The sequence below is a fragment of the Streptomyces sp. Rer75 genome (genome assembly GCF_013414305.1).
Lineage (GTDB): Bacteria > Actinomycetota > Actinomycetes > Streptomycetales > Streptomycetaceae > Streptomyces > Streptomyces himastatinicus.
In genome coordinates, this window is sequence record NZ_CP058693.1 from 9,860,762 (window position 1) to 9,885,672 (window position 24,911).

The window sequence follows — 24,911 nt, forward strand, 5'->3', positions numbered from 1 at the left end:
CAATGCGGGGGGTGAGGGGACGGCTCAGCCGCCGTAGCCGGGTCTGTTTCCGCGGGCGCCCGCGAGACAGCGGACCCGGGCGCGCAGGAACATCTCCTCGGCCTGTGTGCGGTCATTCGCGTCGGACGTGCGATAGGCCCAGGGGAGCGGGGTGAAATACGGACCCAGCGCCTCGAAGACCCGGGCCGCTTCGGTGAATTGCAGCGCACCCCACAGGGCGTGCGCCAGATGGTTGAGGTCCAGCAGCGAGCTGGTTTCCCGGTCCGCGTGGTCGAACCACAGGCGCAGCGCCCTCTCGGCGTCCCGCGCCGCGTCCTCGGTGGCCCAGTGCAGGTCCAGGGCCTTCTCGTAGCCCCGTTCCTCGCGGTACCGCTCCACGTGGACGTACAGCGGCAGCACGTGCAGCGGGGAGCCCTCGGGTGCCCCCGAGACCACCCACTGCACGAAGTTGACCGCCTCGGCCAGCGAACCGCCCGCCCGCCGCGCGTACACGAACTGGAGCATCCGGTGGTACGCCTCGCGGTTGTACGGATCGCGCCGGTCGGCCTCCGCCAGCAGCCCCCACGGGCCGGGGAAGAGCAACGGCCCCGGCGGGTCCGCCCGGTGCTCCGGCAGCCGCTGCTCCTTGTCGAGCTGGGCGAGCGCCAGCAGACACACCCAGGGGACCGGGTCCGCCGGGGAGTTGTGCGCGGCCAGCTGGCAGGACTCCCACGCCTCCCGCCACAGCTCGTGGGTGCGCTGGTGCCCCTCGCGATGGGCGCGCATCGTCCGCTCCACCACCACCCGGGTGTGCATCACCAGCGCCGCGACGCTGTGCGGCTCCTCGGCCCGCCACGCCTCCACCACGTTGGACCCGGCCGCCACCGCGGCCAGCACCTGGGTGCGCTGCGTCCACTGGGCCCACGTCGGGGTCTCGGCCAGCAGGTCGCGCATGGATATCCAACGGCCCGTGCGCACGTCCTGAAGCGCGATGCGCAGTCCGCTGTCGTAGCCCGCCGGGTGGTAGACGGGGCGGAACACTTCCTCGGGCATCGGATGACTTTCGGACGGAGCGTGATGGACCGGGCGCGACGGATTCCAGGGCCTGACGAGTGGATGCCCGGGATCCTATAGCCATCCCGCCATGACTCAAGGGGGTCAGGGTCCGCATCCGGCGCGGGACCCGCGGGCGGTGTCCGGCAAGCGAACTCCGGACATGCGGTCTTGACGCGGCCTCGTCGCTGCACCACCCTTTCAGCCAAGATCTCCCGCCACGACCGAACCACCACCGAACGCCGCCCCGCCGAAGACCGCACCGCAGAAGACCGCATCGCCGAAGAACCGCCCCCACGCGGAACGACCCCCACCGAAGAACCGGACATGCTGCCTGACGAGCGTCCCCACCGCACATCCGCCGGCCCCGCGACCGGAGCGGTGCTCGCCGTCGACCAAGGCACCTCGGGCACCAAGGCGCTGGTCCTCTGCCCGGAGCGCGGTGTGCTCGGCTCCGCCGAGGTGGCCGTCCACCCGCGCCATCTCGCCGGCGGACTGGTCGAGGTCGATCCCGCCGAACTCCTCGCCTCGGTCGTCGACGCCGGACGCCAGGCCCTCACACGGGCCGGTGAGCCGGTTGTGGCGGTCGGCCTCGCCAACCAGGGCGAGACGGTGCTGGTGTGGGACCCCGCGACCGGCGCCCCGCTGACCGATGCCCTGGTGTGGCAGGACCGGCGGGCGGAGACGGTGTGCGCGGACCTCGCGGAACACGCCGACACCCTGCGCGAACTCACCGGACTGCCCCTCGACCCGTACTTCGCGGCGCCCAAGATGGCCTGGCTGCGCCGCCACCAGACCCGCGAGGGCGTCGTCACCACCAGCGACGTCTGGCTGATCCACCAGCTCACCGGAGCGTTCGTCACCGACGCGGCCACCGCCGGGCGCACCGGGCTGCTCGACCTCGACCGCGTCGTCTGGTCCCCGGAAGCCCTGGACGTCTACGGCCTGACGGCCGAACAGATGCCCAGGGTCGTCGACGCGGACACCATGGCCGGTACCACCACCGCCTTCGGCGGCGAGATCCCGCTCACCGGACTCCTGGTCGACCAGCAGGCCGCCCTGCTGGCCCAGAGCGTCACCGAGTCCGGCGCCGCCAAGTGCACCTACGGCACCGGCGCGTTCCTGCTCGCCCAGACCGGGCCGCGGCCCCGCCGCGGCACCAGCGGCCTGGTGAGCTGCGTGGCCTGGCGGCTCGGCGGAAACACCAGCTACTGCCTCGACGGGCAGGTGTACACCGCCGCCTCCGCCGTGCGCTGGCTCACCGGCCTGGGTGTGATCGGCGGCGCCCAGGACCTCGACCCCGTGGGCGGCACCGTCCCGGACACCGGGGGAGTGACGTTCGTACCGGCGCTCGCGGGACTCGCCGCACCCTGGTGGCGCGGCGACCTCCGCGGCTCGGTGACCGGCCTCGGCCTCGACAGCACTCCGGGCCATCTGGTGCGCGCCCTGTGCGAGGGCATCGCCGCACAGGTGGCCGAGATCGCCGACGCGGCCGCCGCCGACCTGGGCGCACCGCTCACCACCCTCCGCGCCGACGGGGGCCTCACCCGCTCCGCGCTGCTCATGCAGGCCCAGGCCGACCTGTTGCAGCTGCCCGTCGAAGTGTCCGCCCTGCCCGACGTCACCGCCCTCGGTGTGGGCGCCGTCGCCCGGCTCGGCCTCGACCCCGGGCTGACGGTCGAGCAGGCCGTCCCGGAGTGGAAACCGGCCGCCGTGTACATACCGCGGATCAGCGCGGACGAGGCCGCCGAGCGCCGGGCAGGATTCCGGTCGGCGGTGGCCGCACTGCTGACCCGCCACTGAGCAACCCCACCAGGAGCCAAGGAACCCAGCATGACCGTAACGACCACGGGTGGCCTTCCCGGCGAGGTCTACGACGCGGCCATCATCGGCGCCGGGGTGGTCGGCACCGCCATCGCCCGCGAACTCGCCGCGCACCGGCTGCGCATCGCCCTCGTGGAGGCCTCCGACGACGTCGGCGACGGCACCTCCAAGGCCAACACCGCGATCCTGCACACCGGTTTCGACGCCACCCCCGGCACCCTGGAGGCCCGGCTGGTGCGCGAGGGCTACCGGCGGCTGAACACCTTCGCCGCCGAGACGGGCATCCCGGTGGAACCGCTCGGCGCCCTGCTCGTCGCCTGGGACTCCGAACAGCTCGCCGCGCTGCCCGCCCTCGCGGAGAAGGCCGTACGCAACGACTGCCACGACACCCGGATCCTCGACGCGGACGAGGTGTACGCGCGCGAACCGCATCTGGGACCCGGCGCCCTCGGCGCCCTCGAAGTCCCCGGCGAGAGCATCATCTGCCCGTGGACGACCACCCTCGCCTACGCCACCCAGGCGGTGCGCGCCGGAGCCGACCTGCACCTCAACTGCACCGCCGGAGCCATCACCACGGTCGGCACAGGCAGCGCGGACACCACAGACGGCGACCATGTAATCGCCACCAACCGCGGCCCGTTGCGCGCCCGCTACCTGGTCAACGCCGCCGGACTGCACTCGGACGAGATCGACCGGCGGCTCGGCCACACCCAATTCAGCGTCACCCCGCGGCGCGGCCAGCTCATCGTGTTCGACAAGTTCGCCCGCGGCCTGGTCGGCCACATCCTGCTGCCGGTGCCCACGGCACGCGGCAAGGGCGTGCTGGTGGCGCCGACCGTCTTCGGCAACGTCATGCTCGGCCCCACCGCCGAGGACCTCGACGACAAGCACGCCACCGGCTCCTCGGCCGCCGGGCTGTCCCTGCTCCGCGACAGGGGCGCCCGCATCATGCCGGAGCTGCTGGACGAGGAGGTCACCGCGGTCTACGCGGGGCTGCGGGCCGCCACCGAACACGCCGACTTCCAGATCCGCGCCCACCCCGAACAGCGCTACGTGGCCGTGGGCGGCATCCGCTCCACCGGGCTGACCGCCTCGATGGCCATCGCCGCCCACGTCCGGGACCTGCTCTCCGACTGCGGCCTCGACCCGGGCCCCGCGCGAGAACTCGAACCCCCGCGGATGCCGAACATCGGCGAGGCGTTCCCGCGCCCCTACCAGCGCGCCGACCTCATCGCCGCCGACCCCGCCTACGGCACCGTCGTCTGCCACTGCGAGCGGGTCACCCGCGGCGAGATCCGCGACGCCCTGCGGGCCACCGTCCCCCCGGGGTCGCTCGACGGACTGCGGCGCCGCACCCGCGCGCAAAGCGGCCGCTGCCAGGGCTTCTACTGCGGAGCCGCCGTACGCGCCCAGTTCGACGAGGCCCGCGCCACCCCCGCCGCCGCACGGGCGGAGGCCCGCCGATGACCGCCGCCGACCGCACGCCGCGCACGGTGGACGTCCTGGTCATCGGCGCCGGACCCGCCGGACTCGCCGCCGCCACCCGGCTGGCCGAGGCCGGAGTGGACACCGTCCAGGTCATCGACCGCGAGCAGCACGCCGGTGGCATCCCCCGCCACTGCCACCACACCGGATTCGGGCTGCGCGATCTGCACCGGGTGCTCAGCGGCCCCGACTACGCCCGCCGCCACATCGCCGCCGCGCTGCGCGCCGGGGTCAGCCTGCGCACCGGCGTCACCGCCACCGGATGGGCCGGACCGCGCACCGTGGACGTCACCGCGCCGACCGGGCTGGAGCGCATCACGGCCGGGGCCGTCGTCCTCGCCACCGGCGCCCGCGAACGCCCCCGCAGCGCCCGGCTGGTGCCCGGCACCCGGCCCGCGGGCGTTTACACCACCGGGCAGCTCCAGCAGGCCGTCCACGTGCACCACCAGAGCATCGGCCGCCGGGCGGTCGTCGTGGGCGCCGAACGCGTCGGCTACTCCGCCGTCGACACCCTCCACGGCGCCGGGGTCGAGGTCGCCGCCATGGTCACCGGACTGCCCCGCCACCAGACCCACCCGGCGCGCGCCCTCGGCGCCCGGCTGCGCCACGAGGTGCCGCTGCTCACCGACACCACCGTGACCGGGCTGACCGGCCGCGGCCGGCTGACGGGTGTCCGCGTCGGGCACCGGGACGGCCGGACCGCGACCATCGGCTGCGACACCGTGGTGTTCACCGGCGACTGGATCCCCGACCACGAACTGGCCCGCAGCGCCGGAATCCCCCTCGACCCCGGCACCCGGGGGCCGGAGACCGACGCCGGATTCCGTACCCGCGAACCCGGGGTCTTCGCCGTGGGCAATCTGCTGCACCCCGTCGAGACGGCCGCCACGGCCGCGCTGGACGGCCGGTTCGCCGCCGGTCCCGTGCTGCGCCATCTGGCCGGTGAGCCGTGGCCGCAGGCCCCGCTGCCGGTCCGCACGGACGCGCCCCTGCGCTGGGTGGCGCCGGGCCGGATCGCCCCGGACGGCCCGCCCCCGCCGTTCGGCCGCTTCATCCTGCGCACCGCCGCGTTCCTCACCCGGCCGGTGCTCGTGGTCCGCCAGGACGGCCGTACGCTGCACCGGCAGCGCGTCCCGCGCACCGTGGCCCCGGGCCGCCCGCTCCATCTGTCCGCCGACTGGATCGCCCGGGCCGATGCGCACGGCGGCCCGGTACGGATCGGCGTGGAGTGACCGGCGCGGGCAGCCCCCGGCGCCACGGCGGTGTCACAGCCCGCGCAGCCGCTCCATCTCGCGCCGGTCGCGCTTGGTGGGGCGGCCCGCGCCACGGTCGCGCAGCCCGATGGGCACGGTCTGCTCCCGCGGCGGCGGAGGCGGGCTGTTGTCCACGTAGCACTCCGCGGCCACGGGCGCCCCGACCCGCTTGCGTACGATCCGCGACACCACCACGACCCGGTCCCGCCCCGCGTGGCGCAGCCGCACCTCGTCACCCGGCCGCACCACCTGGGCGGGCTTGACGCGCTCCCCGTTGACACGGACGTGCCCGGCCCGGCAGGCCGAGGCGGCGAGCGAACGCGTCTTGGTGAGCCGCACCGACCAGATCCAGCTGTCGACCCGAACGGACCCCTCGTCTGAAGCCATACCCCGACTCTAATGTCTAAGGTGCGACGCATGAGCGCACATTTTGACGTCGTGGTCCTGGGGGCGGGGTCGGGCGGCTATGTGGCGGCGATCCGCGCCGCGCAGCTGGGCCTGCGCACGGCCGTCGTCGAGGAGCGGTTCTGGGGCGGCGTCTGCCTGAACGTGGGATGCATCCCGTCCAAGGCCCTGCTGCGCAACGCCGAGCTGGCCCATCTGCTCACCCATGAGGCGGGGACCTTCGGCATCCGGGTGAACGGCGAGCTGAGCCTCGACTACCGGGTGGCGTACCAACGCAGCCGGAAGGTCGCGGACGGCCGGGTCAAAGGCATCCACTACCTGATGAAGAAGAACCAGATCACGCAGTACGACGGGCGGGGCACCTTCACCGACCCCCACACGCTGCGGGTCACGCTCGCCGACGGCCGCGTGGAGGCCCTCACCTTCGACCACTGCATCATCGCGACCGGGGCCGGTGCCAATCTGCTGCCCGGCACCTCGCTCAGCGAGCGGGTGGTCACCTACGAGGAGCAGATCCTCGCGCCGGACCTGCCCGGCAGCGTCCTCATCGCGGGCGCGGGCGCCATCGGCGTCGAATTCGCGTACATCATGCACAGCTACGGGGTGCAGGTGACGCTCGTGGAGTTCCTGGACCGGATCGTCCCCCTGGAGGACGAGGACGTCTCCGCCGAGCTGACCCGCCGCTACCGCAGGCTCGGCATCAACATCCTCACCTCCACCCGGGTCGAGGCGATCAACGACACGGGCCCCGCCGTCAAGGTCATGGTGACCACCGGCGGCCAGCGCCAGACCCTCCAGGCCGGGCGGGTCCTCCAGGCGCTCGGCTTCCGGCCGCGGGTGCAGGGATACGGGCTGGACCGCGCCGGGGTCCGGCTGACCGACCGGGGCGCCATCGACGTCGACGGCCGGTGCCGCACCAGCGTGCCGCACATCTTCGCGGTCGGCGACGTGACCGCCAAGCTGATGCTCGCCCACGCCGCCGAGGCGATGGGCATCGTCGCGGCGGAGACCATCGCCGACGCGGAGACCATGGAACTCGACTACGTGATGATTCCGCGGGCCACCTTCTGCCAGCCGCAGATCGCCAGCTTCGGCTGGACCGAGGCCCAGGCGCGCGAACGCGGCTTCGACGTCAAGGTGGCCACCTTCCCCTTCACCGCCAACGGCAAGGCCCACGGACTCGGCGACCCCGGCGGCTTCGTGAAGCTCATCAGCGACGGCCGCCACGGCGAACTGCTCGGCGGCCACCTCATCGGCCCCGAGGTCACCGAGCTGCTGCCGGAACTGACCCTCGCCCAGCAGTGGGACCTGACGGTCCACGAGGTGGCCCGCAACATCCACGCCCACCCCACGCTCAGCGAGGCGGTGAAGGAGGCCGTACACGGCCTCGCGGGACACATGGTCAACATGTGACCGTCCAGTTTCATGTCCGGACTCGATCAGGAGCAGGTCGGTACCGCTCTCTTCCAGGTAGTCGGTGATGGTGTTGACGTGAGCAGCAGACCGCCGGGGGCCGCACCGAGCTGGGGCGTTTCCTGCGTGCCTGCCGGGAGCGGCTGACCCCCGCCGAGGCTGTTCTCACGGTCGGCTGCGGGTTGCGTCGCACGCCCGGGCCTGGCCACCGCCTGATCACGTACTACTCCGAGCCAGGCACGGCCGACTACGACGCGGTGGTCCTCCTCGACATGACCGCGCACGAGCCTTCCACGAAGCAGGCGGCATAAAGGGGCGAGCCTTCGGAGAGCACGCCGGATCAGGCTTCGCCATCCTGACTGCCGTCAGCCCGCTGGTCGGCCCGGCACCCGCCCAGCGCGACCGCGAGCGCCACGTCCAGCAGGAGGAAGGCACGCCAGGTCTGCTGGGAGGTGCGCTGTGGTGCGGGCGGTAGGCCCGAGCTGCGCATGACTCATTTGAAGATCTTCCGAGCCACGACGCGTGAGTCGTGGCTCGGAATCACCTCGCATCCGGTGTGTGGCCGGGCAGAGCGACGAGGGTGATGCCAGGAGCCAGTTCGGTATCGCCGTCGACGGGTGACAGCCTTTGCTCGGCGCGTTGCCACGCGGGGCGCATACCGGGGGCGACGTCGAAGAGCCGCCGGTGCCAGGTGACCGGATTCCGGGCGAAGTCCAGTTCGCGCTGCTGAACGACGACTCGGGCAACGTTGGGGAACAGATGGTTGTTGGAGCTGTGGTCCCATAGGACAGCGGCTCCAGGGTTGGGCAGCGGTGCGTGTGCACCGCTGCCCGGAGCGTGGCTCAGAGCAGGGACTCGGCGGTGATGGGCAGGTCGCGCACCCGTCGGCCCGTGGCGTGGAAGACGGCGTTGGCGATGGCGGGTGCCACCCCGACCAGGACGACCTCGCCGAGGCCCTTGACACCGAGGGGGTCGGCCTCGGTGTCCTCGCCGTCGACGTAGATCGCCTTCAGGTCGGGGACGTCGGCGTTGACGGGGACCAGGTAGTCGGCCAGGTTGGCGTTGACGATGCGTCCGTCGCGGTGGTCGGTGACCGTGTGTTCCAGCAGGGCCATACCGATACCGCCGACCATGGCGCCGATGGCCTGACTGTCGGCCAGCTTGGGGCTGATGATCCGGCCCGCGTCGAAGACGCCGAGCATGCGCCGCACACGCACCAGGCCCAGGCGGGCGTCCACACCGACCTCGGCGAAGACTGCCCCGTAGGCGTACATCGAGGACCGGGACTGCCCCGGGGTCCAGGAGCCGAGGGCTTCGAGGTGCGTGCGGTTGTTGCGGGTGAGGAGCTGGCGGTACGTCTCCCCGCGTGCTGGGTTGTCCCTCACGTGCAGTCGGCCGCCGCGCACCACCACGTCCTCGGCGCTGACGCCGTACAGCGGTGAGTCCTCGTCCTCGACGGCGAGTTCGATCGCCTGCTGTCGTAGTTTGTCGCAGCCGTCCCGGACGGTGGATCCAACGCTGGCCATGGTCAGCGAGCCGCCGTGGAGCGGGGCCGTGGGCATGTTCGTGTCGCCGAGCCGGAAGGTCACGTGGCGGACCGCGAGGCCGAGGGCGTCGGCGGCGACCTGGGTCATGGACGTGTAGGTGCCTGGGCCCATGTCGCTGGTCGCGGACTCGACCAGGGCGGTGCCGTCCGCGTCCAGCCGCACGCTGACCTGGGCCGGGGCCCGCAGGGTGTCGTAGAGCGCGGTGGCCATGCCGGTGCCGACGAGCCAGTCGCCGTCGCGGGTGGAGCGGGGCGTGGGGTTGCGGCGGTTCCAGCCGAACTCGCGGGCGCCGGTGGTGTAGCACTCGCGCAGGCGCCGGGTGGAGAACGGCCGCCCGCTGGACTGGTCATTGTCGGGTTCGTTGCGTTGCCGCAGCTCGATCGGGTCGATGCCGAGCTTGTGGGCGAGTTCGTCCATCGCGCTTTCGATGGGGAAGGCGGCGGTGGAGTAGCCAGGGCCGCGCATCGGGGTGGGGGTGTTCACGTCCAGCGGCACGGTCCGGTGCATCTGGGCGACGTTGGGGGTGGTGTAGAGCATCTGCCCCGGGGAGAGGACGCCGCGCTCCGCGAACGTCTCGTACCGCGACGTCTCGGCGCGCAGATCGTGGACCATCGCGGCCAAGCGCCCGCGGCGGTCGCTGCCCAGGCGCACCTTGTAATCGTACGACGGCCGGTAGCCCACTCCGTAGTACAGCTGCTCGCGCGTGAGGACGAGCTTGACCGGGCGGCCCGTCTCGCGTGCGGCGAGGGCCGCGATGGTGATGTGCGGCCAGGCCCGTGCGGAGTTTCCGAACGCCCCGCCGACGAACGGCGAGATGACGCGGATGGACTCCGCCGGAATGCCGAAGTTGGCGGCGAGTTCGTCCTGCGGGCTCTGTACCCAGCGGATGGAGTTCGTCGCCCTTGGCCAGACCCTCGACGGTGGTGACGTCGGCGCCCTCCAGGCGGACCGCCAGGGTGAGGCAGGAGTTGACCCGCCGCCCGTCGACCAGGACCGTGCAGGCCCCGCAGGCACCGGCGTTGCAGCCCTTCTTCGAGCCGGTCAGGCCGAGGTGCTCGCGCAGCAGGTCCAGCAGCGAGGTCCGGTTGTCCACCGTGACGCTGTGCCGCCGGCCGTTGACGGTCAGACTGACGCGGCTGCTGGGCACCGTCTCGGCGGCAGCGGACACCTCGGCGCCGAGCAGCGACGTACCTGCGACCAGCCCGCCCGCCGCGATCACGCCGCCGGCCACGGAGGTCGTCGCGACGAAGGTACGACGCGACGGTGCCGACGGGGGCTGGGTGGGGGGAGACGCGGCTGACTCGGAAGTTTCGGCAGACATATTCGCTCTCTCGACACGAGGAAAGATGGGGGACTTGCTGATCGGTGTGGGCCCACGACGGAGTGTCGCCCTTGCCTCTCACGGCATTTCGGCTTTCGCTCAGCCTGGCGGGCCAACTGGCTGTGTGACAGGTCGTGTTGTGCCGGGGAACGAACAGCCAGGGTGTGACAGGGCCCCTCTCCGACCTGTTTCCCAGGGCACGGCGCTGTCAGACTGACCCGTTTGAGAAACGGGGTCAGCCCCGGAGAACGCCGATGCGCCGCAGCCATGATCGGACTTCGGTATCGGCTTCCCGGACTTCCTCGCCGCGTACCGCGAGCCCTTCCCCGATGGTCGCGCCCGGGCAGGACGCCGCGTAGTCGCGCTCGGTGGTGCCCAGCCCGCTCATCGCATACGTCGTGACCGGATGGACCGTCTTGCCGCGGAAGTCGTACCTCTCGGCGAAGGTCGACATGATCATGGGTGCTCTGACGTTCCAGATAGGGCTGCCCAGCAGCACCGCGTCGTAACCGTCGATCGAGGGCAGGGGGCTGGCGATGGCCGGCCGCGCATCGGCATTTTGTTCGCGGACGTTGCGCGCGACCGTCGCGTCATAGTCGTCGGGGTAGGGGTCGACGGCTTCTATGCGGTGCACGTCGCACTCGATGCTCTCGCTGATCATTCGGGCGAGTGCTTCGGTGTTTCCGATCTGGAGATTGGTGCGCCCGCCGTAAAAGTAGTTCTCGCCCGGCCGGGAGAAGTAGGCCAGCAGGACCCGCTTCCCGGGTGAGGCCGTCGAGGCAGGTCGCTCAGCGGACTCCGGCGCGTCCCACGTGTCGGGGACGTGGAACAGCCGGCGATCTGAACACCGGTCATGATGGTGGCTCCTCCCAGAAGTGCGCCATGAAGGAGGGCGCGTCGCCCCAGCGCGGCGGGTTCGCCTTTCCCGGCGCCGAATCCGCTCCCCGTCATCAGCCGGTCCCGCGAAGGGGGCGTACGTCGGCGATCTGGTCGCGGGCGATCCCGCCGTCGGCCGTACCGCCCTGTCCCAGGACGAGGCGTCGCTGGGTGGGGCCGGCGTGGTCGAACCAGCCGGGCCGGACAATCGTGTACGGCAGGCCACTGGCCCGCAGGAGGTGTTCGGAGCGCCGCTGCCACGGGGTGGCGCCGGGGATGTCGCTGCGCGTGGCGTAGATGGAGGTCATCAGTGCCACCCGCGGCCGGGCGCCGTCGAGGGCCGCAGCATGTTGCGCACGCCGCAGGCCGTGTCGCTGTGCGGCGCGCACGGCGATCCGTCCGATGCCGCCGGTCGCGCCGACCAGGAGCACGTCGGTGATGTTCTGCTTCTGGGACATGATGAGGGCCTGGTCCGTGAGGTGGGTGCCGCGTGAGGACGGCGAGGCGGAGATCCTCTCGCGCGGGTGCCTCGGTCCGGGCGGGTGCAGGCACCCGCACGCGAGAGTTCTGGAGCGGTGTTGCCCCCCGTCTGCCAGGTCAACCGTCCAGACGCCGCGCGCTGAGCCAGCTGACCATCTCCGGGGCGCGGTGGTCGAAGAACAGCGAGCCACCGGTTTCCAGGGTGGCGATGGACACCATCTGGTCGTCGGTGAGCTCGAAGTCGAAGACGTCGATGTTCTCCGCCATGCGCTCGGGGCGCACCGACTTGGGGATCGCGACGACGCCGCGCTGGGTCAGCCAGCGGAGCACGACCTGCGCCACGGACTTGCCGTGCTTCTCACCGATCCCGCTCAGGACCGGGTGGGTGAAGATGTCGTTCTTGCCTTCGGCGAACCCGCCCCACGACTGGATCTGGACCCCGTGCTCGCGCATGAGCTCCTGGTCGGCGGTGCGCTGGAAGAACGGGTGGGTCTCGATCTGGTTGACCGCGGGCTTGACCTCGTTGTTGATGACGAGGTCGAGGAGCCGGTCGGGGTAGAAGTTGGACACGCCGATCGCCTTGACGCGGCCCTCGCGCTGGAGGTCCTCCATGGCGCGCCACTGGCCGTACACGTCGCCGTAGGGCTGGTGCATCAGGTAGAGGTCGAGGTGGTCCAGGCCGAGCTTCTTCAGCGAAGTCTCGAAGGCGCGCTTGGTGTTCTCCTGCGCGGGCGCGTCCTGGACCCACAGCTTGGTGGTGACGAACAGCTCCTCCCGCGGGACGCCGCTGTTCTTGATCGCGCGGCCGACGGCCTCCTCGTTCTGGTATGCGGCGGCGGTGTCGAGCAGCCGGTAGCCGGCTGCGAGGGCGTCGGTGACGGCCTGCTCGGTCTCCTCCGGCGGGATCTGGTAGACGCCGAAACCGAGGATCGGCATCTTGACGCCGTTGTTGAGGGTGACGGTTTGCATGGGATCTTCCTTCTGTGTGGGACGGGGTGGGACAGGTGACCGGTCAGCGTTCGAGCAGGCGCGGGCCCGCGTCGGTGGCGGTGGCCGGAACCCGATGACGTGCTTGAGTACGCAAAAGCGCGGTGGCCACGACGCTCACCGCGACGGTTGCCGCGGTGATCAGCAGACTGGTGTGCAGGCCGGAGCGAACTCGGCCCGGTCGGCGACCAGTGCGCCGAAGGCGGCGACGGCCAGGGCGCCGCCGAGTTGGCGTGCGGCGTTCAGCACGCCGCCGGCGACGCCGGCCCGCTGTGCGGGCACGTTCTCCAGCAGCAGCGCCATCAGCGCGGTCACGGCCATCGCGCCACCGGCGCCGATGGGCACCATCAGCAGCACCGACAGCCACACCTGCGCGCCGGTGGGCACCGCCACCATCGCCGGCAGACCCGCGGCCATCAGGAGCTGGCCGCTGATCACGGGTATCCGCGCACCGAACCGGGTGGCCAGGCGGGCGGCGACGGGGCTCATGAAGGAGGTGAGTACGGTCATCGGCAGGAATCCCGCACCGGTGGCGAGCGCGCTCAGCCCGTGCACCTGCTGAAGGTACAGACCCAGCAGCAAGATCATGCCGTAGAAGCCGACGTTCAGCGCGAACCCGATGGCGACCGAGAGCGACATCGTCCGGGAGCGCAGCAGGGGCAGCGGCGTCATCGGATGCCGCCCACGGGCCTGCGCCACGCCGAAGACGACGGCCGCCACGACGGACAGCGCGAAGGCGGCCAGGACCCGCGCGGCGCCGAACCCGTCGGCACCGGCCTCGATGACCGCGTACGTCAGCCCGCCCATGGCGGCGACGGCGGCCACCTGGCCGGTCCAGTCGAAGGGCACCTCCTGCCGCGGCGACCGATCCGCTCACGCCCCACAGGGCGATCGCCCTCGCTCGGGCCACCGGGTCGGGGAAGGTCTCCCGCAGCAGGGCGAGGGAGGACGGAACGACCATCGCGGCCCCGGCTCCCTGCACCAGTCGCGCCGCGACCAGAATGCCCGGATTCGGCGCCATCGCGCACACTGCGGACGCCACGAAGAACAGGCCCAGGCCGCCGGCGAACGCCTGGCGGGCCCCGATACGGTCGCTGATCGCGCCGGCGGACAGCAAGAACGCGGCGAAGGCGAGGGTATAGCCGTCGACCACCCACTGCAGCCCGGTCATCCCACTGTCGAAGCCGCTTCCGATCGAGGGCGGGGTTACATTCACGATCATGGCGTCCACCAAGATCGTGAAGAAGCCGAGCAGTACAGCGGCCAGCGCCGGACGCGCACTGGGCCTGTGCTGTGCCGGCAGACCGACCGCACCGACCTGGAGCGGTGAAGTAGGGGCGGACATGGGCAAGGGACGATCTCCTGCACTGGAGAAGCCGGGGTGCTGACAGAAATCGAGCCTCGCGCGTTTCCGGCCCCGGTGGCAGGCCGGGCTGTGCGGGGGAGCGGTGTTCGGGGTAATGACAGGGCCTCCCACAGGCCTGCCACGCGGGTCAGCGCGGGGCGATGCGAGCGGCGGGTCAGACCGTCGAAGGCGTCCCCGCCGCCCTGCTCGCCCGCGAACCCGTCGACCAACTCGTCCACGGGCACGCCGGACCCCTGTCCGACTGGTCGGCGCTGCCCCTCCTGCGGCAGATCGCGGAGCTTCTCAGCGGCCGGTCCCCGTCCGGCCCGGACGACCTGACCCGGGCCTTCGCCCGCGCGGCTCTGCCGGCACACGACGGGAGAGGGAGGCGTTAGGCCATGTCCACAGCCCAGGACAGGCGAGCCGGCCCCGCCTGTGTGCGCGAGGGCACCGCTGTGATCGCCGACCGTGGCACCGACGCACGCACGGCCTCCCCGGGATGAGCGTGCTCGACAACGGCACGCTGCCCCGGCTCCCCCCATTCAGCGTCGGCGGGTGGCTGCGCAACCGCCGACGCGCCGACGATGTGGGCGAGGTGATGGCCTCCGTACGGCTGCAGAGCCGAGGACTCGGCCAGCACGTCGGGACTCTTTCAGGCGGCAACCAGCAGAAGGTCGTGCTCGCCTGGTGGCTCACCGGACACGTCAAGGACCTGCTGCTGGACGGGCCGACCCGGGGTGTGGACATCGGCGCCCGCACCGAGATCTACCGCATCGTCGGCAACCTCGGGGCCGCCGGCGTGACCATCGTCATGGCCTCCTCGGACATGGCCGAAGTCCTCGGGCTCGCGCACCGCGTGCGCGTCATCCGCGGCGGCGTCATCGCGCGCACCTTGGACCGAGCCACGCTCTCATCTCCTGATGCCCAGCGCCGCATCTTCCGACTCGCGGCCGGTCTCGACCGCACCACCCCTTCCGCCGGCGCTCCGCTCAGCCAGGACGGCACATCGTGACCACTCTCCAGCATTCCAAGACCGACGCCCAGGCCGGCCCAGACCGTGGTCATCCTCACCGGTGGCATCGACCTGTCCGTGGGCAGCGTGATCGCCGTGAGCGCCATGTCCGCGGCGTCGGTTGTCGCGAACCATCCCGAGCGGCTCTGGCCCGCCCTGCTGACCGGTCTGGCCGTCGGCCTGACCGCCGGATCCATCAACGGTGGACTCGTGGCCTGGCTCAGGGTGCCGCCGTTCGTGGCCACCCTGGGCATGCTGACGGCGGCCTCGGGCATGGCGTACGTCATCGGCGACGGGGCACCGATCAACTCGTGGTGATGATCGTCGGCATCATCGTGCTCGCCCTGGTGATGCGGTACACGGCCTACGTCAGCACCCAGGCGGATCAGGTCGACCAGCTGATCAGTGCCAAGGTGGACGCCATCATCATCGTGCCGGTCGAGGCCAACTCGCTCAGTCCGCAGATCACCCAGGCCAAGGCGAAGAAGATCCCGGTGCTGGCGGCGAACACGACGCTGAAGAACTCCTCCGATCTGGCGGCCACCGTGCTTCCTGACGATGTCAAGGCCGGGCAGCAGGAGATGGAGATGATGGCGGACGAGCTCGGCGGCAAGGGCAACATCGTGATCCTGCAGGGCCCCTCGGCTCGTCCCCCGAGCTGGACCGCACCAACGGCATCCAGAACGTGCTGAAGAAGTACCCGGGCATCAAGGTCCTCGCCAAGGACATCGCCAACTGGGAGCGGGACCAGGCCGTCGACAAGGTAAAGATCTGGATGTCCAGCTTCGGCGACAAGATCGACGGGATCGTTTCCGAGAACGACGACATGGGCCTCGGCGCCGTCCAGGCGCTGAAGGAACGCCGGAAGAAGATCCCGGGCTGATACCGAACTCGACGACCGGCACCTCGCCGCGTGGACAGCCTCGTCGGGCCACCCGGCGACTCTCGGTCTCCTACACCGTTTTCTGCTGCGATCACTGGACGGTCCACGAGGTGGCCCGCAACATCCATGCCCACCCCACGCTCAGCGAGGCGGTGAAGGAGGCCGTACACGGCCTCGCGGGACACATGGTCAACATGTGACAGTCCAACCCCGTGACTGTCGTCACTCGATCCAACGGGCAGCGGCCTCGTAGGTAGTGGCTGGGGTGCTGTTGAACGCGATGGCCGCACCGGGTGCGTGCCGCCGAACCAGGTTGATTACTTGCTCGAGGAGTTCAACTTGATCGTCTGAGTGCCGTAGGCCACCGCCGACGGTGACGCACTCCCACGGATGGGCTCGCAGCGCATTCCCGACGACCGCTTCCACGTCGTCACTTCCATCCAGGCTGATCAGGCAGGTCTCGACGCCCACGCCATGTTCGGCGAACTTGGTCAGTCCCGCCTCGATCGCCTTGGCTACCGGCTCGGGATCCCACAGCCCGGGCACCCGATACGGATCAAGCCCGATGACGAGGACGCGGGGTGAAGCAATGGTGTCCATGTCCGGACGATACGCGTCGAACAACCCGTGAATCAGGAGGTGACGCTCAAGCCGCGTGACACCCCGATCCACAGGCCGTGACTATCTCTCATTGCAGTCACCCCAATGACTTTGTCATGAAGTTGTCCATCGAGGGCGTGGACCTGCGGTGATGTGGCAGTACCCGTGGCTGACCTGCACAGATGGGTTTTCCGCGTCTTTCAGGGTGGTGCCGGGTCATGCGGGCGATTCTCCCCACACGGTACATCCAGCGGGCCAGCGCGAACCGCTGGTCGAACTTGAACTTCGTGTACTCCTACCTCTCGCGGATCTGCTCCTGGTGTCCCAGCGGTGCTCTTTCGTGCCGTATCCGGGTCCCTCTCCAAGCAGGTGCATGCTCTGCGGAAGGCGGGGTAGGCACGGCCACATCAGAACGTAGTACCGACCATTGGGAGAACGTAGTGTCGACGGCCACCGGATCGGCGGACTCTGCTGACCGTATGGCACACCTGGAGCACACCGTCCGGTCTGCCCTGGAGCAGGCGGAGTCGGATACGGGTGACGGGCTGCACGCCCTGTGGCGTGGGCGGCTCGTCGATGTGTTCGACGGGTCTCTGGGGGCCCCTGCCGACCGGGTGGCCTCGTGAGGACGGCTGGAGACCTCATGGCGCCTCAGCACCCCGCGCACCGTGACGGCGACCGGCCGGGCTGGTTCACGCGCCTGGCGGAACACGCTTCAAACTTCACCAGCTCTCCCGCCTTCTTCGGTGTGTGCCTCGTTCTGGTCGCCGGCGCGATCACCGCGCACATACTGAAGCTGCCCACGCCGTGGCTGCTGATGGTGGGCGAGGCGATGTCCGCTGTGTCGCTGCTGCTTCTGGCACTGCTGAAGAACTCCGAACGGCGTGCAGAGCACGCCATCCAGCGCAAGCTCGATGCCATAGCCGCCGCTCTGCTGGAGATCCAGCGACAAGAACCGGGAGCGGCGAGCGAGGAACTCCGCCAGGCCATCAGCATGGAAAAGCAGAGCTGACCACGCTCGGGATGGCTACCAGCCCCGTGAGGCCGGCTTCACGAGGACGCTGCTTGGGCGGTGGTCGAGCCGTTGTTGCCGCCGATGGGCCGCGCCCGGGGCAGGTGGCGCGATCACCGCCAGGTCCTTGAGGGCATCGTGTTCAAGTGGCGCACCGGTGTGCCCTGGAGGGATCTGCCAGAGCATGGAGAAGCCGCCACTGATGGTGAACTGGTTCACCATCAAAAGTCGCACGCTGCGTTCGTGCGTGCGGACCTGTGCGGCCGTGCCCTTCACCGGACCTCCTCGGGAGTGGCGGACAGGGTGAGCGGGTCGACGACCTCAGTGCAGCGAGTCCAGTGGGTGACTTCCATTTCGTCGCTGCACACCAAACCGTCCATGTTGCCGAGCTGCGACTCGCCAAGGACCACCGCCCGGACCAGCTCGTCCGACAAGTCCGCCTGACCTACACCGCGGTCACGCGGTCGGTGGTGGGGCGAATGTCGGGCATTGCGCTGCGATGGAGATCCTTGGTCCGGATCACGAGGAAGCCGATGAGGGCGGCGATGAAGCCGAGGGCGGCGCAGACGTTCATGGCGCTGTGGAAGGCGGCCATGTAGGCGTCCTGTCCGGCGCTCAGCATCTGGTCGCGCATGGCGCCGCCGCCTTCTTGGGCCACCGCTTCGAGAGAGCCGGAGCTGATGGCTTGGGCAGCCTCGTCGGCTTTGTCGTGGCCGAGTTGTCCGCCGACTTCGGAGTTGGTGAAGCTGTCGGCGACGCGGTTTTGGAAGAAGGCGCCGACACCTGCGATGCCGACGGCGATGCCGACTTGCTGGAAGGTTTCGTTGATGCCTGAGGCGACGCCGGATTTGGCGGGTTCGGCGACCTCGACGGCGACGGCGGCGCGGGCGGGATTGAAGATGCCCATGCCGAATCCGGCGATGACGAACGCGGGGACGAGGACGGTCCAGGCGGAGTCGGCTTTGGTCATGTTGAGGAAGAGGAGGCCTGTGGCCATGACGGCAGGGGCGGTGCCGAGGAGGATACGGAAGGGCACCTTGCCGATGAGGCTGCCGCTGATGGCGCCGGTGACGAACATGGCGATGGTCAGGGGCAGGAAGCGCAGGCCGGCTTCCCAAGCGTCCATACCGAGCATGTTCTGTAGGTAACTGGTTTCGAAGAAGATCGAGGGCAGGGCTCCGGCGTTACCGATCATGGCAACGAGGGAGATGCCGACGAAGGTGGGATTGCGGAAGAACGCGAGGTCGAACATGGCGCGTTCGCCCATGCGGCGTTCGATGGCCAGGAACAGCCCGAGGAAACCGATGCTCGCGGCGTAGAGAGTGAGGGTGAAAGCACTGGTCCAGCCTTCTTCGGGGGCGCGGATGGTGGCGAAGACCAAGGCGCCGAGGGCGATGCTGAACGTGACCAGGCCCGGCCAGTCGGTGGGGTGAGCGCGGCGGTTCATCGACTCACGGACACGGAATATGCCGATGAGGAGGGCGATGACCCCGATGGGAACGTTGAAGTAGAAGATCCAGCGCCAGGACAGGGAGCTGGTCAGGGAGCCGCCGATGAGGGGTCCGGTGGCGACGGCGAGGCCGACGGCGGCGCCGAAGACGGTGAAGGCGGTGGCGCGCTCCTTACCGTGGAACTCGTGGCTCAGCATGGCGGGTCCTACGGCGAACATGATGGCGGCGCCGACGCCTTGGATGGCTCGGAACGCACTCAGGGCGGTGGCGTCGCCGGCGAGGCCGCAGGCCAATGAGGCGATGGTGAAGACCGCGAAGCCCACTTGGAAGACCTTCTTCCGACCGTGGCGATCGGCGAGTGAGCCCGCGGCCACCAGGAAGATCGCCAGTGTGAGGGCGTACGCGTCGAAGACCCACTGGAGGTCGGCGAAGCTGCTGCGCAGTGACTCGTGGATGTCAGGAAGTGCGACAGCCACCACGCTGAGGTCGAGCATCAGCATGAATGTGCCGAGCGCGACGATCCCGAGTGTCCACCACCTCGTGGGCGATGGCGCTCGTTCTGCGGACATGCGAGGCCCCTCCATTGCTGGATTCATGGGTGATTCGGAAAGGGTGACCGGAAGGGGAGGCCCTGCTCGGTTCGGTGAGTGCTTCTGCGAGGGCGGCCCGGGATGCGGGATCCGGGCCGCCGTGCGCACGTGTTCAAGCACCGACCAGGGCCGATATGGTTACGGGCGCCGCGCCGCGGTGAGGCGGATGCCGAGTACGGCGTCCTCCCACACCGTTCTGACGAGCCCCAGCCCCGCCTCCTTCAGCAAGGCCTCGACGTCCCCCTCTGCCGGCCCTGTCCAACCGGCGAGTTCGAGTTCGAGGCGTGCTGCCGCCGCACCGATCGGGTGCTTCGGCGGAAGGGGGTTCGGCAGGACGATCCAGCCGCCGGGTACCAATGCCGCCGCGCACGCGGTGATGGCCCGCCGCAGACCGGCGGTCGGCAGCCCGGCGGTCGGCAGCCACGCGAGGGCGAGCCTGTCGTGTTCCTCGAAACCATCGAGGTCGCAGGCCCGGGTCTCCACCAAGACGTCGCCGGTCGCGTTCGGGGCCGGCTGCCGCGGCTCCAACGCGAGTATCGACGCGAAGGGGATGTTCCGCGCCAGCGCAACCGCGGACCTGCCGCCGTCACCGGCAGCGCATCCCACCCGTGCGCCGGGAGTGACCAGCAGATCCGCCAGTCCTTCCAGTCTTCCGAGCGAGGAGTTGACCAGGACATCGCCGAGCGCCGGGGAGTCGTCACCGCATCCGGCCATCAGCTCCCGCCCCGCGGCCGGCTTCCCCGTACGCAGTTGCGCGGCGCGGGCCAGCGCGCGACGCAGCCGCGTGGCGAACGCCGAGGTGCGGGGGCCGCCAATGAGTACCTGTTCCAAGCGCTGGTCAATGGTGTAGCGACCATGGGTGTCCGTCTGGACGAGTGAGGCACCGGCCAAGACTTTGAGGAGGTCGCGCGTGAAGTCCTCGGGCAGGTCCGCGGCCGCTTCCTTCACCGTGCACGGTCGCAGCAGACGCGCGAGCAGACCTGTTTCCTGAGCAATGGCGCACGCGAGCCAGCTCCACGCGACCCAGGCCACGCCCTCGAGGCGTCCGTGGAACAGTCCCTCCGGCCCCCGGGGCATGGCGTCGGGTGCCTGTCCGGACCGGACGGCTTCCGCCATGGCGTGAGCCCGGTCGAGAAACGCGACCAGCTCGCTGTGCCGGTCCGGATCCATTCCCGTCGACTCGAGCTCGGCTGCCGACACCACCGACCACGCGGCTTCGGCGAACTCTCCGGCGGGATCCTCGACGACGGCTTCGGCCGCGTGCAGGGCCCACCAGGAGTCCGCCAGCTTGGCGACGGAGAGTTCGGCGGCATCCTCGCGTACGCGCTTGCCCTCCAGACCGACGATGGTGCGCTGCCCCAACTGCATGAGCAGCAGTTCCTGGGAGCCCTGACCGCCGATCATCCCCAGCACGTTGCGCATGAAGCGCTCCCACGGGAACGTGCTGATGTAGCCCTCACCGCCCTGGAGGTTCATCACCAGCTGGCCGATGCGCACCGCGCTCTCGGCAGCGTGGTGCTTGGCGACGGTGGCGAACTCGTCGAAGAACGCGTCCCGGTCCGGTGAGCGGGTGCCGTCCAGCGCACGGTGGACGGTTGCTCGGGATGCCTCGAGCAGCATGCGCATCTCGCCGATGGAGCGCTCGACGTTCGGGTAGTCAAGTACGCGGCGCCCGCTGCGCCTACGTGAGGACAGCGCCTCGATACAGTTTTCGACCACGCCTTGCAACGCGCCGGTGATGCCACACGCGGTCATGATCCGGCGGCCGCGCGCGTACGTGTTGAACCTGCTCAGCGCGTCGGCATGCCACACCTGCCGCCACCCGGGCACGCGTACATCGTGCAGAACCACCTGGGCCAGGCCCATGGTGCGCAGCCCCATCGTTTCCAGGGGTATGACCGCGACGCCGGGGTCGTCCTTCTCGACCACGAACGCGAGTACGTCGTTGGAAGCCTCGTCGCGAACGAACATGACGAACAGGTCGGCCGCCAGACCGCCGGTGACGAAATGTTTGGTGCCGTTCAGCACCCACTCCTCCCCCTCGAGCCGCGCGGTGGACTCGTAGTCGTAGGGGTCTTTGCTCTCGTAGGCGCCCAGCGCGACGAAGAGCCGGCCTGCGACGAGGTCCGGGACATAGCGCTCGATGAGCTCCTGTCCGTCGCTGGACAGGAGCACCTCGGCGATCTCGACGGTGGTGTCGACGAGCACGGAGAAGCCGGGGTCGAGTGAGAGCCGGGCGAGTTCCTCGACCACGACGCCCCACTCGAACTTGTCCCGCCCCGCGCCACCGACGTGGGCCGGCAGGGAGAACTGGAGCAGCCCGATCTCGGCCGCCCGCGCAAGGAGGTGCTTGTCGACCAGACGCCAGTCACGTTCGCGGAAGTACGCGCCCGGGTTGACTGTCTCCAGTACGAAGCCTCCGAAGCGGCGCCGGGCCTCACTCCGGATCTGCTCGACCTCCGCCTCCAGCGTGCGGTGGCCCTGGTCAAAGGCGTGCGCCATGTTGGCCTGCTGTGTTTGTGACGTCACGCTCCGGCCTCCTGCGCGGCACTGGTCGCGGCGGCGTCGCTTTCCAGCTGGTGGACCAATTCCCCGAGTGTCTCCTCGCCGAGGAAACGCTCGAGTGAGATGAGGGCGCCGAAGCGCTCCTCCAGGTCCGCGGAGAGCTGAGCCGCGGTCAGCGAGTCCATGCCGAGTTCGCCGAGCGGCCGGTCGAAGGGGATCTCCTGCTGATTCGTGCCGAGCAGTTCCGCGATCAGCGATGAAAGCCAGCTGCCGACGGGCTCGGTGATGGCGTTTGCGGTGGTGATGGCGTCCTCCTGGGTTCAGGCCGGCGTCGGCTCTCGGTGCTGCGCCGCGAGGCGCAGCGGGACGAGAGAGAACGCCTGGTCGTCGTCGTCGAGATCTGCGAGTCGTCGCACCAGCTGGTCTTCCGCTTCCCAGTCGGGCTCGGCGGGCGAGCCGAGCCGGGCCAAGACGCGGCGCAGCGCTACCGAGAGCCAGGCTCGGTCGGTGGCCAGGCCACCGAGGGCGTGCCGGCGTTGGATCCAGGTGTGCAGACAACAGGCACCCGCGTGAACCAGGCAGTGCCGACGCGCCGCGTCATACGCCTCGGCCGTCCGTTGCGCGCCGATCCTGCGGAACGTCTCTCGCGTCTGGTCGCGGGCGGCGCGCAGCAGGCGCGCGAGCGCAGCGAGTTCCGGGTCGTCGTCCAGCGCCCCGGCCGCGTCATCAAGGAGGTCGGTCACCTCATCGACGCCGCCGTAGGTGATCGACGGGCGATGGTCGCGTGGCGAGGGCGGTGACATGGGCTGCTCGCCGAAGCCGAACAGCAGTGCCGGAGACAGCTCGGGACCTGCCTCGCGGGTGCCGAGCCGCCGCACCCCGTTGGCCAGTTGGGCACGAATGGTGTCCAGCTGGACCAGCTGCGTGCCCTCGAACACCGGGGTGATGGCGATGTCGCGCGCCAGCTTCTGGAAGGCCCCGTGCGCGACGCCCTCGCGCAGGTAGGCGCGTGCGCTCAGGACCTCACCGCAGTCGTTCACGGCATCCACGCAGAAGGCCGGAACCACATACTTGGCCACCGCGGACCACAGCGGCATCCGCTGCCGTGCCACGTCGAGCGCGCGGGCAGCGGCCAACTCGGTGCACTCCGCGACCAGTACGTCGGCGAAGGCACGCGCCAGCAGCGAGCGGACCGGCGCGATCTCGAGCGACGGACTTCCGTACAGCACGCGCGACCGTGCGTGGCGCAGCGCGATCCGCAGCGCGGTGTCAGCGGCGCCCAGGCTGGTCCCACCGACCATCGTCCGGGTGAACTGGAGCATTCCGGTGACCATTTCGACGCCGCGGCCCTGTCTGCCGAGGACGGCATCGGCGCCGACCCGGCAGTCATCGAGGATGAATCCGCTCAGGTCATGCCCGCGTAGCCCATGGGTGGGTACCTTCGGCAGTCGCTTCACCGCGTCGTCATCGACTGCGGCGAAGTCGACCAGGAACAACCCGAAGGACGGCTCCGACGCCGCGAGCACGGTGGCGAATGAGGACCGCTGACCGTTGCCGACCAGCCACTTCTCCCCATCCAGCACGTACCCGTCGGTGATCGCGGTGGCCCGGGTGCCGGTGGCCAGCAGATCACTGCCGGCCGCCTTCTCGCTGATGGCGGCCGTGCCCCAGGCGCCTTGCAGTATGAGCTCGGCGACCCTGCTCCGCTGTTCTTCGTCGCCCCACAGCCATATCGGCATCGCGGCGAGCAGGGTCGATCCGAATCCGATCGTGACGGCCAAGTCCCGGCGTGACGCCGCCCGCACCACGCCCAGCATGGACTCGAACGAGGTGAGCCGGCCCCCTTCGGAGCCGGGCACGATGTGTTGGTGCAGGCCCGCTGCCCAGGCCGCCTCATAGGCCGCGGTGGGCTCTGCTTCGAGCTCGTCCGCGCGCACTCCGCCGGCCAGCGACATGCCGGTGCCCGGATCGAATGGGCAGCCCAGTGCCTGCTCGAACTCTGCCGCCACGTCGAACGTGGACAGGTGGGACGGCGACGGGTCTTCCCCGATGGTCATGTGCGCTCCACGATGATCGCGTATGGACTGTCGTCCTCGTCGACGGACTCCAGCGCATGGACGAATGCGATGCCCTCGCCGTGGCGGTAGACGGTGGTGCGGACCTGGAGCAGATCCCACAGCTGGCCGGTCCGCAGCCACGTCGCGTCGATCTGGCGGATCCCGTCGGACAAGGCGTCGCGCAGTTCCGGGATGTTCGTGCCGTGCCGCCGGACGAACTCTTCCCGTGCTCCGCCGGCGAAGCCGAGGGACTCGGCCCAGTACCACTGATCGGCCACCTCGCAGTGGTGGCGGTGGATGCGGAAGCTCGGCAGATCTCCGGTACTCGACGCCAGGAGTTCACCGTCCCGTTCGAACTCTGCCCTCAGGGCGCGCACAGGGGACCGGTACGGGGTGCGCTCGACTTCGTCGTCGTGGAAGGCGGTGACGAGTGAGCGGGGGAGTGGGGCCGGTGTGCCGGAGAGCGCCGAGTCGCCGCTGAGGTGCAGCGGGACCGACGCGGCGCGCGTGCGCACCGCCACTCCCGCGGGGCCGGAGAGCGTCGTCTCGAACTCCAGCTGGGAGGCGTGCGGTCCACGTACCCGGGCAGCGACGTCGACGGTGACAGCGTCGGCGTCGCGGAACCGCAGCGGCTTCTCGTACTCCAGTTGCCATGCCCACAGGACGAGTCCGACCCGGTGCTCCGACACAAGCCTGCGGTGACTGCACACGTGATCGCGCACCCAGTGGGTGCCGGCCTGGAATCCGAGTCTGCCGACGGTGGTGACCTGAAGCTGGGTGGGAGCGAACATGCCCGCGTCGAGCACGACTTCGTAGGTGGAAGTGCGCGGCAT

General features: G+C 70.2%; 24 protein-coding genes and 4 pseudogenes. 11 read left to right on the plus strand and 17 right to left on the minus strand.

Features of this window, described 5'->3' with window-relative positions:
* Positions 1-24: 24 nt before the first annotated feature.
* A complete protein-coding gene (locus tag HYQ63_RS41535) occupies positions 25-1,032 on the minus strand; it encodes a hypothetical protein (protein WP_179939211.1) in 1,008 nt (335 codons plus the stop codon).
* Between the two features lie 327 nt (positions 1,033-1,359).
* On the opposite strand from HYQ63_RS41535, the gene HYQ63_RS41540 reads away from it, so the two are divergent.
* From HYQ63_RS41540 to HYQ63_RS41550, 3 genes are read left to right on the plus strand one after another with little or no spacing between them, the layout of a single operon-like run.
* Positions 1,360-2,835: an FGGY family carbohydrate kinase gene (locus tag HYQ63_RS41540; RefSeq protein WP_179939212.1), complete on the plus strand. Its 1,476-nt coding sequence runs from the start codon at positions 1,360-1,362 to the stop codon at positions 2,833-2,835.
* A 30-nt stretch (positions 2,836-2,865) separates the two neighbouring features.
* Positions 2,866-4,323, plus strand: a complete 1,458-nt coding sequence (locus tag HYQ63_RS41545; protein ID WP_179939213.1) for an NAD(P)/FAD-dependent oxidoreductase — start codon at positions 2,866-2,868, stop codon at positions 4,321-4,323.
* Positions 4,320-5,573, plus strand: coding sequence for an NAD(P)/FAD-dependent oxidoreductase (locus HYQ63_RS41550; protein ID WP_179939214.1), 1,254 nt, complete (start codon positions 4,320-4,322; stop codon positions 5,571-5,573). The genes HYQ63_RS41545 and HYQ63_RS41550 overlap by 4 nt, the downstream gene beginning before the upstream one ends.
* 33 nt (positions 5,574-5,606) lie before the next feature.
* On the opposite strand, the gene HYQ63_RS41555 is transcribed toward HYQ63_RS41550, so the two are convergent.
* Positions 5,607-5,981: an RNA-binding S4 domain-containing protein gene (locus tag HYQ63_RS41555; protein WP_179939215.1), complete on the minus strand. Its 375-nt coding sequence runs from the start codon at positions 5,979-5,981 to the stop codon at positions 5,607-5,609.
* Between the two features lie 30 nt (positions 5,982-6,011).
* On the opposite strand from HYQ63_RS41555, the gene lpdA reads away from it, so the two are divergent.
* A complete protein-coding gene (gene lpdA / locus HYQ63_RS41560) occupies positions 6,012-7,412 on the plus strand; it encodes a dihydrolipoyl dehydrogenase (RefSeq protein ID WP_179939216.1) in 1,401 nt (466 codons plus the stop codon).
* Positions 7,413-7,752: 340 nt separating this feature from the next.
* On the opposite strand, the gene HYQ63_RS41565 is transcribed toward lpdA, so the two are convergent.
* The 8 genes and pseudogenes from HYQ63_RS41565 to HYQ63_RS45375 all read right to left on the minus strand — a co-directional run.
* Positions 7,753-7,902: a hypothetical protein gene (locus HYQ63_RS41565; protein ID WP_179939217.1), complete on the minus strand. Its 150-nt coding sequence runs from the start codon at positions 7,900-7,902 to the stop codon at positions 7,753-7,755.
* Positions 7,903-8,254: 352 nt separating this feature from the next.
* Entirely contained in the window at positions 8,255-9,973 is a 1,719-nt protein-coding gene (locus HYQ63_RS41570) for a xanthine dehydrogenase family protein molybdopterin-binding subunit (RefSeq protein WP_257232494.1), read from the minus strand.
* Between the two features lie 7 nt (positions 9,974-9,980).
* Positions 9,981-10,280 (minus strand): annotated as a pseudogene (locus HYQ63_RS41575) (carbon monoxide dehydrogenase); the annotation flags it as partial.
* Positions 10,281-10,515: 235 nt separating this feature from the next.
* The gene (locus HYQ63_RS41580) at positions 10,516-10,941 is read right to left on the minus strand and encodes a flavodoxin (protein WP_218929626.1); all 426 of its coding nucleotides are present in this window, start codon (positions 10,939-10,941) and stop codon (positions 10,516-10,518) included.
* A 289-nt stretch (positions 10,942-11,230) separates the two neighbouring features.
* A complete protein-coding gene (locus tag HYQ63_RS41585) occupies positions 11,231-11,614 on the minus strand; it encodes an NAD(P)H-binding protein (RefSeq protein WP_179939218.1) in 384 nt (127 codons plus the stop codon).
* Between the two features lie 139 nt (positions 11,615-11,753).
* Positions 11,754-12,605, minus strand: a complete 852-nt coding sequence (locus HYQ63_RS41590) for an aldo/keto reductase (RefSeq protein ID WP_179939219.1) — start codon at positions 12,603-12,605, stop codon at positions 11,754-11,756.
* Between the two features lie 159 nt (positions 12,606-12,764).
* Positions 12,765-13,472: an MFS transporter gene (locus HYQ63_RS45370; protein WP_257232495.1), complete on the minus strand. Its 708-nt coding sequence runs from the start codon at positions 13,470-13,472 to the stop codon at positions 12,765-12,767.
* Positions 13,473-13,527: 55 nt separating this feature from the next.
* Positions 13,528-13,968, minus strand: a pseudogene (locus HYQ63_RS45375) (MFS transporter); the annotation flags it as partial.
* Positions 13,969-14,129: 161 nt separating this feature from the next.
* Between HYQ63_RS45375 and HYQ63_RS41600 the strand changes: the two are divergent.
* The 4 genes and pseudogenes from HYQ63_RS41600 (at position 14,130) to HYQ63_RS44100 (ending at position 15,863) form a co-directional block, all read left to right on the plus strand.
* Positions 14,130-14,363 (plus strand): hypothetical protein, encoded by a 234-nt coding sequence (locus tag HYQ63_RS41600; protein WP_179939220.1) that lies wholly within the window; start codon positions 14,130-14,132, stop codon positions 14,361-14,363.
* Positions 14,364-14,467: 104 nt separating this feature from the next.
* Positions 14,468-14,980, plus strand: coding sequence for a sugar ABC transporter ATP-binding protein (locus HYQ63_RS41605; RefSeq protein WP_179939221.1), 513 nt, complete (start codon positions 14,468-14,470; stop codon positions 14,978-14,980).
* Between the two features lie 45 nt (positions 14,981-15,025).
* Positions 15,026-15,298 carry an ABC transporter permease gene (locus tag HYQ63_RS41610; RefSeq protein ID WP_218929627.1) on the plus strand — a complete coding sequence of 91 codons (273 nt, stop codon included), beginning with the start codon at positions 15,026-15,028 and terminating at the stop codon, positions 15,296-15,298.
* Between the two features lie 32 nt (positions 15,299-15,330).
* A pseudogene (locus HYQ63_RS44100) lies at positions 15,331-15,863 on the plus strand (substrate-binding domain-containing protein).
* Positions 15,864-16,085: 222 nt separating this feature from the next.
* On the opposite strand, the gene HYQ63_RS41615 reads toward HYQ63_RS44100, so the two are convergent.
* Positions 16,086-16,463, minus strand: a complete 378-nt coding sequence (locus HYQ63_RS41615) for a hypothetical protein (protein ID WP_179939222.1) — start codon at positions 16,461-16,463, stop codon at positions 16,086-16,088.
* 479 nt (positions 16,464-16,942) lie between these two features.
* On the opposite strand from HYQ63_RS41615, the gene HYQ63_RS41620 reads away from it, so the two are divergent.
* From HYQ63_RS41620 to HYQ63_RS45380, 3 genes and pseudogenes are all read left to right on the plus strand, one after another.
* The gene (locus HYQ63_RS41620) at positions 16,943-17,089 is read left to right on the plus strand and encodes a hypothetical protein (protein WP_179939223.1); all 147 of its coding nucleotides are present in this window, start codon (positions 16,943-16,945) and stop codon (positions 17,087-17,089) included.
* 17 nt (positions 17,090-17,106) lie between these two features.
* Positions 17,107-17,475 (plus strand): low affinity iron permease family protein, encoded by a 369-nt coding sequence (locus HYQ63_RS41625; protein ID WP_179939224.1) that lies wholly within the window; start codon positions 17,107-17,109, stop codon positions 17,473-17,475.
* Positions 17,476-17,559: 84 nt separating this feature from the next.
* Positions 17,560-17,658: pseudogene (locus tag HYQ63_RS45380) on the plus strand (transposase); the annotation flags it as partial.
* An 89-nt stretch (positions 17,659-17,747) separates the two neighbouring features.
* Here HYQ63_RS45380 and HYQ63_RS45385 read toward each other — a convergent pair.
* The 6 genes from HYQ63_RS45385 to HYQ63_RS41660 form a co-directional block, all read right to left on the minus strand.
* Positions 17,748-17,909: a hypothetical protein gene (locus HYQ63_RS45385; protein ID WP_179939225.1), complete on the minus strand. Its 162-nt coding sequence runs from the start codon at positions 17,907-17,909 to the stop codon at positions 17,748-17,750.
* Between the two features lie 11 nt (positions 17,910-17,920).
* Entirely contained in the window at positions 17,921-19,495 is a 1,575-nt protein-coding gene (locus tag HYQ63_RS41640; RefSeq protein WP_257232496.1) for an MFS transporter, read from the minus strand.
* A gap of 159 nt (positions 19,496-19,654) precedes the next feature.
* Positions 19,655-22,045: an acyl-CoA dehydrogenase family protein gene (locus HYQ63_RS41645; protein WP_257232497.1), complete on the minus strand. Its 2,391-nt coding sequence runs from the start codon at positions 22,043-22,045 to the stop codon at positions 19,655-19,657.
* Positions 22,042-22,326 carry an acyl carrier protein gene (locus HYQ63_RS41650; protein WP_179941080.1) on the minus strand — a complete coding sequence of 95 codons (285 nt, stop codon included), beginning with the start codon at positions 22,324-22,326 and terminating at the stop codon, positions 22,042-22,044. Before HYQ63_RS41650 ends, HYQ63_RS41645 begins: the two co-directional genes overlap by 4 nt.
* 15 nt (positions 22,327-22,341) lie before the next feature.
* Positions 22,342-24,078: an acyl-CoA dehydrogenase gene (locus tag HYQ63_RS41655; protein ID WP_179939226.1), complete on the minus strand. Its 1,737-nt coding sequence runs from the start codon at positions 24,076-24,078 to the stop codon at positions 22,342-22,344.
* On the minus strand, positions 24,075-24,911 hold the full coding sequence (locus tag HYQ63_RS41660; RefSeq protein ID WP_179939227.1) for an acyl-CoA thioesterase: 837 nt from the start codon (positions 24,909-24,911) through the stop codon (positions 24,075-24,077). Before HYQ63_RS41660 ends, HYQ63_RS41655 begins: the two co-directional genes overlap by 4 nt.